The organism is Mangrovimonas yunxiaonensis (genome assembly GCF_000733475.1).
Taxonomy (GTDB): Bacteria; Bacteroidota; Bacteroidia; order Flavobacteriales; family Flavobacteriaceae; genus Mangrovimonas; species Mangrovimonas yunxiaonensis.
Window position 1 is genome coordinate 437,103 of the sequence record NZ_JPFK01000002.1, and the last position, 13,652, is coordinate 450,754.

At 38.7% G+C, this 13,652-nt stretch carries 16 protein-coding genes; 6 read left to right on the plus strand and 10 right to left on the minus strand.

Going from position 1 to position 13,652, the window contains the following annotated elements:
- Positions 1-27: 27 nt before the first annotated feature.
- From paaC to IA57_RS02135, 6 genes are all read right to left on the minus strand, one after another.
- The gene (gene paaC / locus IA57_RS02110; RefSeq protein WP_036118614.1) at positions 28-780 is read right to left on the minus strand and encodes a 1,2-phenylacetyl-CoA epoxidase subunit PaaC; all 753 of its coding nucleotides are present in this window, start codon (positions 778-780) and stop codon (positions 28-30) included.
- A complete protein-coding gene (locus tag IA57_RS02115; RefSeq protein WP_051880944.1) occupies positions 777-1,166 on the minus strand; it encodes a four helix bundle protein in 390 nt (129 codons plus the stop codon). Before IA57_RS02115 ends, paaC begins: the two co-directional genes overlap by 4 nt.
- 47 nt (positions 1,167-1,213) lie before the next feature.
- The gene (paaB, locus tag IA57_RS02120; RefSeq protein WP_036118616.1) at positions 1,214-1,504 is read right to left on the minus strand and encodes a 1,2-phenylacetyl-CoA epoxidase subunit PaaB; all 291 of its coding nucleotides are present in this window, start codon (positions 1,502-1,504) and stop codon (positions 1,214-1,216) included.
- 87 nt (positions 1,505-1,591) lie between these two features.
- A complete protein-coding gene (paaA, locus tag IA57_RS02125; RefSeq protein ID WP_036118619.1) occupies positions 1,592-2,572 on the minus strand; it encodes a 1,2-phenylacetyl-CoA epoxidase subunit PaaA in 981 nt (326 codons plus the stop codon).
- Positions 2,573-2,688: 116 nt separating this feature from the next.
- A complete protein-coding gene (paaE, locus tag IA57_RS02130) occupies positions 2,689-3,762 on the minus strand; it encodes a 1,2-phenylacetyl-CoA epoxidase subunit PaaE (protein ID WP_036118622.1) in 1,074 nt (357 codons plus the stop codon).
- A gap of 169 nt (positions 3,763-3,931) precedes the next feature.
- On the minus strand, positions 3,932-4,516 hold the full coding sequence (locus tag IA57_RS02135) for a TetR/AcrR family transcriptional regulator (protein ID WP_308418511.1): 585 nt from the start codon (positions 4,514-4,516) through the stop codon (positions 3,932-3,934).
- 41 nt (positions 4,517-4,557) lie between these two features.
- Here IA57_RS02135 and IA57_RS02140 point away from each other — a divergent pair, with 41 nt between their 5' ends.
- Entirely contained in the window at positions 4,558-4,863 is a 306-nt protein-coding gene (locus tag IA57_RS02140; RefSeq protein ID WP_036118628.1) for a rhodanese-like domain-containing protein, read from the plus strand.
- Here the strand turns inward: IA57_RS02140 and IA57_RS02145 are convergent.
- The 4 genes from IA57_RS02145 to alaS form a co-directional block, all read right to left on the minus strand.
- Positions 4,858-5,472, minus strand: coding sequence for a DUF4230 domain-containing protein (locus tag IA57_RS02145; protein ID WP_036118631.1), 615 nt, complete (start codon positions 5,470-5,472; stop codon positions 4,858-4,860). The genes IA57_RS02140 and IA57_RS02145 overlap by 6 nt on opposite strands.
- Before the next feature lie 431 nt (positions 5,473-5,903).
- Positions 5,904-6,851, minus strand: coding sequence for a GSCFA domain-containing protein (locus tag IA57_RS02150; protein ID WP_036118634.1), 948 nt, complete (start codon positions 6,849-6,851; stop codon positions 5,904-5,906).
- A gap of 88 nt (positions 6,852-6,939) precedes the next feature.
- Positions 6,940-7,713, minus strand: coding sequence for a hypothetical protein (locus IA57_RS02155; protein ID WP_036118637.1), 774 nt, complete (start codon positions 7,711-7,713; stop codon positions 6,940-6,942).
- A 24-nt stretch (positions 7,714-7,737) separates the two neighbouring features.
- Positions 7,738-10,350 carry an alanine--tRNA ligase gene (alaS, locus tag IA57_RS02160; RefSeq protein WP_036118640.1) on the minus strand — a complete coding sequence of 871 codons (2,613 nt, stop codon included), beginning with the start codon at positions 10,348-10,350 and terminating at the stop codon, positions 7,738-7,740.
- A gap of 132 nt (positions 10,351-10,482) precedes the next feature.
- On the opposite strand from alaS, the gene IA57_RS02165 reads away from it, so the two are divergent.
- The 5 genes from IA57_RS02165 to IA57_RS02185 form a co-directional block, all read left to right on the plus strand.
- Positions 10,483-11,454, plus strand: a complete 972-nt coding sequence (locus IA57_RS02165; protein ID WP_036118642.1) for a M23 family metallopeptidase — start codon at positions 10,483-10,485, stop codon at positions 11,452-11,454.
- Entirely contained in the window at positions 11,454-11,783 is a 330-nt protein-coding gene (locus tag IA57_RS02170; RefSeq protein WP_036118644.1) for a MerR family transcriptional regulator, read from the plus strand. Before IA57_RS02165 ends, IA57_RS02170 begins: the two co-directional genes overlap by 1 nt.
- A gap of 71 nt (positions 11,784-11,854) precedes the next feature.
- Complete coding sequence (locus IA57_RS02175; RefSeq protein ID WP_036118646.1) at positions 11,855-12,454, plus strand: LemA family protein; 600 nt, start codon at positions 11,855-11,857, stop codon at positions 12,452-12,454.
- Between the two features lie 2 nt (positions 12,455-12,456).
- Complete coding sequence (locus tag IA57_RS02180; protein WP_036118649.1) at positions 12,457-12,897, plus strand: TPM domain-containing protein; 441 nt, start codon at positions 12,457-12,459, stop codon at positions 12,895-12,897.
- 3 nt (positions 12,898-12,900) lie between these two features.
- Positions 12,901-13,652: TPM domain-containing protein (locus tag IA57_RS02185; protein ID WP_131505665.1), on the plus strand; the 752-nt coding region annotated here is incomplete at its 3' end.

A 13,652-nucleotide genomic window follows, 5' to 3' on the forward strand; every position in this document is an offset into this window, starting at 1 on the left:
GTGAATCTTCGATTTCGCAGGAAGTTATTACCACTCCATATTTGGATAGGTGCGTTGCATGTATTGCAAGTCGGCCAACAAATACCCCATATGTTCTGTATGGATGCCTTGTTTGCCACCTTTTTGAAAATACTTGCTTTCAGGAACTTCTATGGTTGCTGTTTCCAATACAGTTTTTACTTCTTCGTAATAAGCGTCTTTTAATTTGGTAACATCTACTCCCACACCTTCTTCTACCATAGCTTTATCGGCTTCGGTTTGATGAAACAGTTCGTCGGTATAGGTCCATAAATCGTTTATTGCTGCTTGAATGCGCTCGTGGCTTTCATCGGTTCCGTCGCCTAATCGCTTTATCCAATCGGATGAAAACCGCTTGTGGTAACTCGCTTCCTTAATTGCTTTTTTTGCTATGGCAGACAGGTTTAAATCGGTGCTTTTTTCCAGTTCGGTCAACATTAAAAAGTGGTACACATCAAACAAGAATTGTCTGGCAATGGTATAGCCAAAATCGGTATTGGGTTGTTCTACCAAAAGCACATTAAAGTATTCGTGTTCTTTACGAAGCATGGCAATATCGTCTTCGGTTCTGCCATCTCCTGCAATTTTAGCGGCATACTGATAGTAGCTGCGTACTTGCCCTAATAAATCTAAAGACATGTTGGTGCACGCGATATCGGTTTCTAAACTTGGGCCGTGACCGCAAAGCTCTCCTAATCGCTGACCCAGAATTAAACTGTTGTCTGCGATACCTAGGATGTAGTTGTATAGATTTTTGTTCATAGTTTTCTTTTGAAGACGAAGATGAAGCTGAATTCGAAGACGAAATTAATAACGTTTAATATCGTTGCTACAATTCTTATCAGTTCGTCGTTTTCATTTCGTAATGGTTCTAATTTTTCAATTTCAAATAAGCTTGCCTTAATTTGGATATTTATGTTCCTTAAACACTCTCTCAATTCCTTGAGCGTTAATCGCAACTTATTTGCTTTATCCTTATCTGATGCTGCACCGAGGTATTCTCCAAAATTTAAAGCAGATGAGCACGAAGATCGAATGAGTTGTTTAGCTAAATAATCTGCTGAATAGCTAAACGGCTTTTTATTATAAAAAAGAATAATTGAAGCGGCAAAATCTTCAAGCCTACTATCCAAATCATACTTTTTCATTCAAAAACATTTCCACCTTTGGTTTCGCCTTCATCTTCATTTTCACCCTACATATGCTTTACCTCATCTGGCAAATCGTAAAACGTTGGGTGGCGATATACCTTATCTTGCGCCGGTTCGAACAATTCGCCATTGTGCTCTGGGTTTGATGCGGTAATGTGTTTACTCTCTACAACCCAAATGCTTACGCCTTCGTTTCTTCTGGTGTACACATCGCGTGCATTTTCTAGAGCCATTTCTGCATCGGCAGCATGTAGACTACCAAAGTGGCGGTGCTCCAATCCGTTTTTACTTCTTACGAAAACCTCCCAAAGTGGCCAGTTTTTTTTGTTTGACATAATGATTGTTGATTGTTGATTGTTGATTGTTGATTGTTGAACTTTTTTAATCTGAATTCGTTAATCATAAATCTTCAATCGTTAATATTATACTGCTTCTTTTTCTTTTCTTTCTTGTTGTTTTTCTGCATGAGCCATTGCTGCATCGCGAACCCACTCGCCACGCTCCCAAGCACCAACTCTTGCTTTCATTCTTGCTTTGTTCATTGGGCCATGACCTTTTACAACTTGCCAGAATTCATCCCAATCAATTTCCCCGAAATCATAACTCTGCCGCTCTTCGTTCCATTTCAAATCTGGGTCTGGAATTGTTAATCCTAAAATATCAGCCTGTGGCACGGTTTGGTCAATAAACTGCTGACGTAACTCGTCATTGGTTTTACGTTTCAGCTTCCATTTCATGGATTGCTCGGTGTGTGTAGACTCGGCATCTGTAGGGCCAAACATCATTAAACTTGGCCACCACCAACGGTTAAGTGCATCTTGCGCCATTTCTTTTTGCTCTGGTGCTCCATTACAAAGCTTTAGCATAATTTCGTAACCTTGACGTTGGTGAAAACTTTCTTCCTTACACACACGTACCATGGCTCTGGCGTAAGGGCCAAAAGACGTGCTACAAAGTGGTACTTGATTGATAATGGCTGCACCATCTACCAACCAACCTATAGCCCCCATATCTGCCCAAGTTACTGTTGGGTAATTGAATATGGAAGAATATTTCGCCTTACCTGAATGCAGTTGCTCGTACAACTCGTCGCGAGAAATCCCTAATGTTTCGCAAGCACTGTATAGGTATAATCCGTGACCAGCTTCATCTTGCACTTTGGCTAAAAGAGCTACTTTTCGTCTTAAAGAAGGTGCTCTTGTAATCCAATTGCCTTCTGGTAACATCCCCACAATTTCGGAGTGGGCGTGCTGACTGATTTGCCTAATATGCGTTTGACGGTATTTTTCCGGCATCCAATCTTTGGGCTCTATTTTCTCGTCGCGTGCAATACGCGCTTCAAATTGTTCTTCTAGGCTTCGAGTTTCCTCTGCCCTAGTGCTTTTTATTTGTTCTTCACTCATAATTTTAGTATTTAGTGAATAGTTTTTAGTTTTTAGAAATTCCTCGACTGCGCTCGGAATGACATACTCATTGAGTTTTGTTTTATTTTGATGAGATTCCTGCTTTCGCAGGAAGTTTAGACATCGAAATCGACCACCACTTTTTTTGTGGTTGGTACTGCTTGACAGCTTAACACATAGTTTTGTGCGACTTCGTGATCTTCTAATGCGTAATTGATTTTCATTTCAACCTCACCTTCCAGAACTTGGCATTTACAGGTACTACAAACGCCGCCTTTACAAGCAAACGGCAAATCGGCTCCTGCTGTTAGGGCGCCGTCCAGAATGTTATCGTCGTCTTGCTGCATTGTAAAACTAAACTCTTTTCCGCCATCGATAATCACAACCTCTACGCCATCAATTTTCTGTTCGGCCAAACGCTCTACGCGACGCTTGTCTTCTTCTGTTAGTCCTTTTACAAACAGCTCGAAGTGAATTAAGTGTTTTGGCAGTCCGGCATTGGCCAAATAGGCACTTACGTAGTCCACCATGTCTTCTGGTCCACACAAAAACACTTCGCTAGTATCTGGAATATCGATAAAGGTTTTGGTGAGCACTTTCATTTTATCATCATCAAAACGCCCATTAAACAGGTCGATATCGCGTTTTTCCTTGGTTAGGAAATAATAAATTTCCAACCGCCCAAAGTAGGTATTTCTTAATTGCTCTAATGCTTCCTTAAAGATAATGGATTTTGCCGTTTTATTCACATAAAACAGCTTGCAAGTTGAGTTAGGTTCTTCGGCTAAATGCGTCTTAATCATAGACATAATTGGCGTGATGCCACTCCCTGCAGCGAAGAACAAGTAGTTTTTAGCGTTTTCTGCATTGCATTCTACTCCAAATGTTCCGCTGGGTGCCATAACCTCTAGCTCGTCTCCTGCTTTTAACGTACTATTTACATAGGTTGAGAACTTTCCTCCTGGAATTTCCTTTACAGCAACCTTCCACTCGTTATCAAACGGACTTGAACACAGTGAATACGAACGACGCACATCTTCGCCATTGATTAACGTTTTAAGCGTTAAATGTTGCCCTTGCGAGAACCTGAATGTTTCTTGAAGTTGCTCTGGAACTTCGAAAGACACCACCGAAGTATCCTTGGTATCTTTGTAAATGTCTTTTACTTTTAGTTTATGAAATTCTGCCATATCTTACCTGTACAAGCAGGTAGCTTTATATTACACGTCTATTTTATTAAAACTCAGCTCCTACAGCCATTATGTTTTAACATGTTAGCTGCAGAAAAAAGACTGGCACAATTCCTGCCAAGCCTAAAAAAACTAACAACTGTTAGTTTGCTTGACAAAATTACAAAAATTAATTGATTTTATTGTTAATTCCGTTTATGAGCACCTGGCTTAATTGTTCGGAGAGGTTTTCTACATTAAGCTCCTCTTTTTTAGGGATCCACAAATAAAGGGATCGTAATGTAGATAAGATTGAAAATAGCATGACCTCGACATTCCCATTAACAATTTCGTTGTTTTTTACTCCTTGCGCTATGATGTTCCTAAATTCGGCCTCGTAGTTTAAACGCAATTCCAAATAATACTTAAGCTTTTCTTCGAGGTGCATCCAATCGTTGTTAAGCGAAGCCATTTCGTAGGTGTTTTGCGAGGCAATGCTTACGTGAAGCCTTACAATATCCTGCAGTTTTTTAATGCTACTGGAGTCGGACTTTTGAATATCTTGTAGGCCTAGGGTAAAGGTTTCGGCAAGAGAAATAATAATTTCCTTTAAAATTTCCTGCTTAGAAGTAATATGATTGTATAAGCTAGCAGCTTTTATGCCCATTTCGGCAGCTATATCGCGCATGGTTACGGCGCTATAGCCTTTTTCTTTAAACAATTTGGCTGCTGTTTGTATAATTTCGCTTTTACGGGTTTCGGCTTTCAATTTCAATTGTTATTATTTAACCGTAAATTTATACAAAAAGAAACACTATGGGATTTTTATCGTTTTTATTCGGTAATAGAGACAAAAAAATACAAACTTACTTAAATCGGGGCGCCATTATTTTGGATGTACGCACTCTTGAAGAATACCGCAATGGGCATATTAATGGCTCGAAACACATTCCTTTAGACGAGCTTAACCGCCGTGTTGAAGAACTTAAACGAATAGACAAGCCCTTAATTGTGTGCTGTGCCAGTGGGGTTCGCTCTGCCAAAGCGGCAAAATTTTTGACCCTTAATAATTTAGATGCCATAAATGGTGGTGGCTGGAAAAGCCTAGAACGCAAACTATAATTTTATAGTCTGCAATTGCTCTTGGCTGGTTATGGGGTTTTCATGATACTTTAATGTCCACCCCAAACTGCTGGTAAGAATGTAACATTTAGACAACTCGCTAAGCAATCGGTTTTTTGCGTTGGCCTTCAAGCCCGAGCTTTCTATTTTTTTAAGCAACGCTTGTTTTACCTGCTCCCTGATTTTATTATGATCCTCGGCTTGAAAGGGATTAAAAAAATCGGCCTGAACATCGTAATATTCCAGTTCGGGGTGTATTTTAATTTCTTCTTTGGGAATGTGCGTAATCTCTAATGTTTTTGTGGTTTCGTCTATATTGTATTCCAACAGACTTAAATCGTAGAGAACAGACACTTCTGCATTCACCACCACAAGGGCTTTTTTTTCGGCGTTTAGCCAATCGCCAAAATATGCCTTGGCGTTTTTATAATTAAAAACCTGACTAAAATGTCCTTCGGTTACCACCAATTTCCCAACGTGCTTCACCTGCTTTTCAATTAATGCCGAACTCGTTTTAAGCTGATTTTCTTCGGCCGCTTTAACGCTACAATACCTGAAGGTAAAAAGCACCATTAGCGTTACGACTACCCCAAAAAGAATTTTTCTCATGCCCCTAAAATACAAAAAAAGCACCAGTTGCTTCGACAGTGAAGCCTAACCAATGCTAATTCCTTCAAATAATTAATAGCAAGGCAAATGTACATCCTTAACAAGCACCGTGCTTTACCTAAACTTTAAATTAAGGTTAAATGCTTTTTTAGCGATTAAAACACCACGTAACACCTCTAAAAACCTGTAACTATGGGTGCTTGTTTAATAACGCAAAAAACACCAATTTAAATACTCTAAAAAGATTTAAAAATTGGTGTTTTCTTAACGTTGATCAATAGCATATTAAATATAGTTAAAAGCATTATCTATTAAAAAAAATTTCGACAAAATACTTTATTATAAAGATTAAATGTAAAAGTGCGCCAAGATATTTTGCCTTTAATAAATTAAAGTATGGCCACGCCCGTTTCGCCTCAATTTTCTTATAATTAAAAGGTTATGTATGGAAACTTTTCTAGCAACCGAGACTTTTTGTGCGCTAAGGTTTGAAGAAACGCTTGGTGTGCCTCAGAATTTGGGTTGAAAGGCCTATGGGAAAGCCCTTTTTGGATCTCGGCAACGGTTTTCATTGTGGGTTGTGCAGCATCTGCAATCCAAGTGTTTTTAAACCGCTCCCAAATATAATTGATTGCCACATCGTTAGGATGAACCATATCCTTGGCATAAAACCGATAATCGCGAAGCTCGTCCATCATTATTTCATAAGAAGGAAAATAATGACTCTGTGCCCTGTTTACAACCTGGTGAATTGCTGAAACCAAATGTGCTTTGCTTTGTGTATTCTCTACAAATCCATCTTTTAAATGTCTTACAGGCGAGACTGTAAAAATTACTTTCGCTTTAGGATTACAGGCTTTTATCAATACTAAAATAGCCTCTAAAGATTCGACAATAGCAGCTATAGATAATAATTCTTTTTGAAATTGCTTTTGCGGCACTTTATGGCAATTGGCCACAATTGCATTGGTTTCTTTATGCCTATAAACCCAAGCGGTTCCTAAAGTAATAAGGATATGAGACGCCGAATTTAACCATTGTTTAGTTACCGTTGTTTGCTGGTTTAATTTCTGTAATAATTCTTCTTTTGAAGGTGAACTTAATTTGGAATGCGCCTCAAAACTATGCCATTGTTCGTTTAGGAAAAAAACAGCTTCATCGGTGTAGGTTTTCCCGTTGATTGCATGGGCCATTAAATGCTCTATTGCCAAGGGCTGAAATAAGATTCCAAACGGATTTTGAAGGGTTTGAAACTTAAAATAATCTAATTTCTCTCCCATGTGCTCTACAAAACAAGACCCCAACAAAAGCAACTTTGCATGATAATCTATTTGATTATGCTGTTGTTTTACTAGCGGTATGGTTGTTTGTAGTTTCATTTAAAATTTCATTTTATCTAAAATAAAAAATCCTCGCACATTATAAATAAGCTTGAGGATTTTAATCTTCAAAATAACACTTTACTTTCTATTCATAAAAAAACTGAAGTAATATTGTTTCTTCGTTTACTGTACCTGGTTCATAGATTGTAACACCAGTCTCAGGAAAGCCATTAGCATTATAGGTAAATGTGTTTGTAAAACCATCTGATAAAGTCGCCCCACCAGTATTCACATAACTTAACACATTGTTTTTATATGCCTCAAAACTTCCTACCAAACTAAATACGCTTCTTTGAAATATGTTATAAAACGGGCTCTTTTTATCATCGTAAGTAAATGTATAATCCTGATTCCCATCAACATGATCCTCAGACATTAAATTCCCATTATTAAATGTTAATATATAAGTATTAACATCATTTTCATTCATTGTGATTGTTCCGTCTTCATTATAAGTATATTCATTCGTCTGATTAATATTACCCGAAGTATATACTTCTGTTCTGAGTCTATCTTGGGAATCATATTCAAGAACTGTTTGAGAGATTAAAGCCCCTTCTTCATATTCATTTATTTGAGTTAGCAAATCACCTGTATAAGTATATGTTTCTTCATATCCTTCACTAAAAGCACTAATAATCTTGTTACCTTCATAAGAAAAATTTATGCTTGCGCTAGTACCATCGTCATAAGTTTCTGTGATTTTGGTTAATAACACATCTGCACTTGAAACAGGTGGATTACTACTTTCTGGTGAGTCATCACTAGAACAAGATGATAAGGTTATTAAAAGTACTGCAAAAAGTGTGAAAACGAGTTTTCTCATATAATCTATTTTTAAAATTAAAAGGTCTAACATAACAATAAATATTAAAAAATCAAATTACTTTAAATACTCTTCAACTACTTCTAAAGCCTCTTTTATACCATCGGTATTTTTCCCTCCAGCAGTAGCAAAAAATGGTTGGCCACCGCCACCGCCTTGAATATACTTTCCTAACTCCCGTACAATTTGCCCGGCATTCAAGCCTCTTTCGGCAACTACCTCTTTAGAAATATAGCAGGTTAAAATAGCCTTGTCGTTTTGGTTGGCTCCAAACAACAAAAACAGGTTGTCGAATTGGCTTCCCAACTCGAAACAAATATCTTTTATACTTGCCGAATCTAAGTCCACTTGTTTGGCCAAAAATTGCAATCCGTTTACCTGGGTTAGTTCACTTTTTAAATCGCCTTTAAGGGTTTTGGCTTTGTCCTTTAACAAGCCTTCTATTTCCTTTTTTAATGCCGCATTCTCCTCTTGAATACTTTTTACGGCATCTACAGGGTTTTTAGGGCTTTTAAGCACCTCTTTTAACACTTGGTAATCTTTGTCAATTGCAATAAAGTAATCCCCCACCTCTTCGTTTGTAATGGCTTCTATACGGCGTATTCCGGAAGCCACAGCACTTTCTGAGGTAATCTTAAAATACCATATTTTTCCGGTTTCATTAACATGCGTACCCCCACAAAGTTCTATAGAGTTCCCAAACTTTATGGCTCGTACACTATCGCCATATTTTTCTCCAAAAAGCGCCATAGCCCCGGCATCTAAAGCTTCTTGCATAGGGATGTTACGTTTTTCTTCTAAAGGAATATTTTCGCGAATTCTTGCATTTACAAAATCCTCAACTTGCTGCAATTGGCTTTTATCAAGCTTAGAAAAATGCGAGAAATCAAAACGCAAGCCCTTGGCTTTTACCAAAGAGCCTTTCTGCTCTACATGATCGCCCAACACGCTTCTTAACGCTTGGTGCAATAAGTGCGTTGCCGTATGGTTGCAAGCGGTTAAATGCCTTGCCTCTTCGTTTACCACAGCCTTAAAGCTATCGGTAAGATACTTAGGAAGGTTTTTGGTGAAATGAATGATAACATTGTTTTCTTTCTTGGTATCTAAAATATAAACCACGTCGCCATTAGCGCCTTCTATGTGGCCTTTATCGCCTACTTGCCCACCACCTTCTGGATAAAACGGCGTCATATTAAACACCAATTGGTATTGTTCGCCTTCTTTTTTGGTGGTAACTTTTCTGTATCTGGTAATGCGAACATCAACTTTCAACCTATCGTATCCTACAAATTCCTCTACATCGTCTTCTTTTAACACCACCCAATCTGTGGTTTCTGAAGCAGAAGCTTGACGCGAACGGTCTTTTTGTTTTTTCATTTCGGTATTAAATCCTTCGGCATCTATAGTATAGCCTTTTTCGCGGGCAATTAACTGTGTTAAATCCAACGGGAAACCATAGGTATCGTAAAGCTCAAAGGCTTTTGTTCCAGAAATGGTTTGCGCCTTGGTGTCTTCCATTACACGATCTAACAACAACAAGCCTTGGTCCAAGGTTCTTAAAAAAGAAAGTTCTTCTTCTCTAATGACATTCTCTATAAGTGTTTTTTGACTTTTAAGCTCTGGAAATGCGGTGCCCATTTGTGCTGAAAGGGTTTCGACCAACTTATAAATAAACGGTTCTTTTTTATTTAAGAACGTAAATCCATAGCGAATGGCACGGCGCAAAATACGACGGATAACATAGCCCGCTCCTGCATTACTCGGCAACTGCCCGTCTGCTATAGAAAAGGCCACAGCACGCACGTGGTCTGAAATTACACGAATGGCCACATTAACCGCTTCGTCTTTGCCGTATTTATTGTTTGTAATGGTTTCTATTTCGCGAATTAGCGGCGTAAACACATCGGTATCGTAATTACTCTGTACCCCTTGCAACACCATACACAAACGCTCGAAGCCCATACCGGTATCGATGTGTTTGTTTGGCAAGTTTTCTAGAGATCCATTGGCTTTACGGTTGTACTGCATGAATACCAAATTCCAGATTTCTACCACTTGTGGATGGTCTTGGTTTACCAACTCTTTTCCTGAAACTTTTGCTTTTTCTGCTTCCGAACGGATGTCTACATGTATTTCGCTACATGGCCCGCAAGGCCCTTGGTCGCCCATTTCCCAGAAATTATCCTTCTTATTCCCCATTAAAATGCGGTCTTCGGGTATTATGGCTTTCCAAAAATCGTAAGCCTCTTGGTCCATAGGAATGCCTTCTTCGTCGTCTCCTTCAAAAACCGTTACGTACAAAATATCTTTATTAACCTTAAAAACCTCTGTAAGCAGTTCCCAAGCCCAATCTATAGCTTCTTTTTTAAAGTAATCGCCAAAGCTCCAGTTGCCTAGCATTTCAAATAGGGTGTGGTGGTACGTATCGTAGCCAACCTCTTCTAGGTCGTTGTGTTTCCCAGAAACTCTTAAGCATTTTTGGGTATCGGCAATACGCTTACTTTTAGGTTGGGTATTTCCTAAAAAATACTCTTTAAACGGTGCCATTCCCGAATTGACAAACATCAAGGTTGGGTCGTCTTTGGTTACCATTGGTGCCGAGGGCACAATAAGGTGCTTCTTGGCTTCAAAAAAACTTAAAAATTTTGATCGTATTTCTTGGGATTTCATACTCTATTACTTTGTCAAGCTTGTGTTAAAATTATCTAATGTGCGAAACAATTTTTATCTTTGGTCGTTTGATTTTTCACATCCTAGCTTACAGATGTGATTTATACCATGCAAAAATAGTAAAATTAGGCAATGAGTAAGGTAAAATATTATTACGATCCAGAAACCCTTTCCTATAGGAAAATAGAGCGCAAAAAAAGGCGTACCGCCAAGTATATTTCCATGTTCGTTTTAGCCGCTGCCCTGTTTGGTTTTTTGTTTGTTTTTATTGCCAGTCAATACATCGAATCGCCAAAAGAGCGCGCTTTAAAACGCGAATTGGCCAACATGCAGTTGCAGTACGAATTACTTAATAAAAAAATGGCACAAACAGAGGCTGTGCTACAAAATGTACAAGAACGTGACAATAACATTTACAGATTGTATTTTGAAGCCAATCCTATTCCCGAAGAACAACGCAAAGCAGGTTTTGGTGGGATAAACCGGTATAAAAGCCTGGAAGGTTTCGACAATTCGAAGTTAATTATCGAGACCAACAAACGTTTAGACGTGTTGCAAAAGCAAATTGTTATTCAATCGAAATCGCTAGACGACATTACCAAATTGGCCGAGGACAAAGAAAAGCTACTCTCTTCTATTCCAGCCATACAACCTGTAAGCAATGAAGATTTAACTAGAATGGCTTCGGGCTATGGCATGCGTACCGACCCATTTACCAAAGCCAGAAAAATGCACTGGGGTATGGATTTCACAGCACCTAGGGGCACCCCTATTTACGCTTCTGGCGATGGTGTTGTTACCCGGGCAGATAGCAATTCGTCTGGATACGGGCGACACATAAGAATAGATCACGGCTATGGCTACGTAAGCCTTTATGCCCACCTGTACAAGTACAATGTTCGCAAAAACCAAAAGGTAAAGCGCGGCGACCTTATTGGCTTTGTAGGAAGCTCTGGGCGCTCGCAAGCCCCCCACCTTCACTACGAGATTTTTAAAAACGATAAGCGTATAAACCCCATAAACTTCTACTACGGAAGTTTAACTGCCGAAGAGTTTAACGAGCTTTTAGAGCACGCTTCGTTAGAAAACCAATCGCTTGACTAATGCATATCGAACTTCCAGAAAAACGCTATTACAGCATAGGCGAAGTTGCTAAGGCCTTTAATGTTAACCCCTCTCTAATTCGGTTTTGGGAGAAAGAGTTCGACGTGCTTAAACCCAAAAAAAACGCCAAGGGCAATAGGAAATTTTCCCAAGACGATATAAAAAATCTTAAATTTATATATCATCTGGTCAAGGAGCGAGGTTTTACTTTAGAAGGTGCAAAAACCCACCTAAAAGAAGAAAAGAAAAAATCCCTTAGTAATTTCGAAATTATAAGTAAATTAGAAAGCATTAAAGCACAGCTTATTAAAATTAAAGAGCAGCTGTAACTTTTTTCGTGTTTACACTACTTATAGAGTGTCATAAAAATTATATCACTAACACTAATAAAATCTCTATTATGAAAAAATGGCTTATTCCCGTTATTATCCTAGCCGTTGTTGGTTTTGGCCTTTACAATTGGGCCGTAGGATTTAATAATACTGCAATAGAACTTAACGAAAATGTAAGTGAAGCCTGGGGAAATGTTCAAACCTCTTACCAGCGTCGTAACGACCTTATAGGTAACCTTGTAAATACCGTAAAAGGCGCTGCCGATTTTGAACGAAAAACCTTAACCGATGTTATTGAAGCCCGATCTAAAGCAACATCTATAAGTATTGATCCTAATAACATTACACCAGAACAATTAGCACAATATAATCAAGTTCAAGGTGGCTTAAGTGGTGCTTTAAAAAGTTTATTGGTAACCGTGGAACGTTATCCAGAACTAAAAGCCAACCAAAACTTTTTAAAACTGCAGGACGAGTTAACCAGCACAGAAAACACCATACAAACCGCTAGAACGCGTTATAACGAAGCTATTAAGCCTTACAACAATCATGTTAAAAAATTCCCTAACTCTGTTTTAGCAGGTATGTTTAATTTTGAAGGCAAACCTTATTTTGATGCAGAAGCTGGTGCAGAACAACCTGTTGATGTAGAATTTGATTTCGAATAACCATGTCTAAAGTAGAGGATTTTCTCACTCCCGAAGAAGAGCAGGATATTATAAACGCCATTAGACAAGCCGAAATGAATACTTCTGGTGAGATTAGGGTGCATATAGAAAAATCTTCTGGAAAAAAAGAAGCCTTTCAACGCACCTTAGAAGTGTTCCATTATTTAAAAATGGACAATACCAAACTGCAAAATGGCGTGTTAATTTATGTAGCCGTAGCAGATCACACATTTGTAATTTATGGCGATAAAGGGATTAACGATGTCGTGTCTAAAGATTTCTGGAACGATACCAAGAATATTATTCAAGAACACTTTAAACATGGCCACTTTAAACAAGGACTTGTAGAAGGCATTTTAAAAGCCGGGCAAGCATTGGAAACCTATTTTCCTTGGCACCATACAGACGTTAACGAATTACCTAACGATATTTCTAAAGGATAAACCATGCCCCAATTAACATTATCATACACACCCATAAAAATAAAGACCATTTTATTTTTCTTGGTCTGTTTATTTGGTTGGAGCTACGGGTTTTCACAGTTTAATATCCCCGATATCCCCAAAGAACAAACTAGTGTTTACGATTATGTTAACCTACTTTCAGATTCGCAAAAAACACAACTCGAGAGAAAACTTATTCGGTATTCCGACACCACCTCAACACAAATTGTAATAGCCATTATTGCAACTACAAAAGGAGAAAACATTGGTCTTTTGGCCCCGCGTTGGGCACATAAATGGGGTATTGGACAAGCCAAAGAGGACAATGGTGTTTTTATACTATTGGCAAACAACGACAGAAAAATATGGATTTCTCCAGGCTATGGTGTAGAACATAAATTAACTGCGGGAATTACCGGAGAGCTCGTAAGAAACATTATTATCCCCGAATTTAAACGCGGTGATTTTTACAGTGGGCTAGACAAAGGCGCCGATGCCATTTTTGAGGTCTTGCAAGGCGAATACCAAAGCACTCCCAAACCTAAAAACGGTTCACCTGTTTCGGCATTTTTTCCTTTTCTTTTTATACTGTTTGTTATTGTCCTTATTGCCTTATCTAAAAACAAGCGTAACGGTGGTAAAGGCAACGGCTCTGGCGGGCGAAAACAGGATGGTTTCAGCATTTGGGATGCCATTATTTTAAGCAATATGGGGCGCGGTAGCTATGGCTCGTCCAGTGGCTGGGGGGGGAGGTT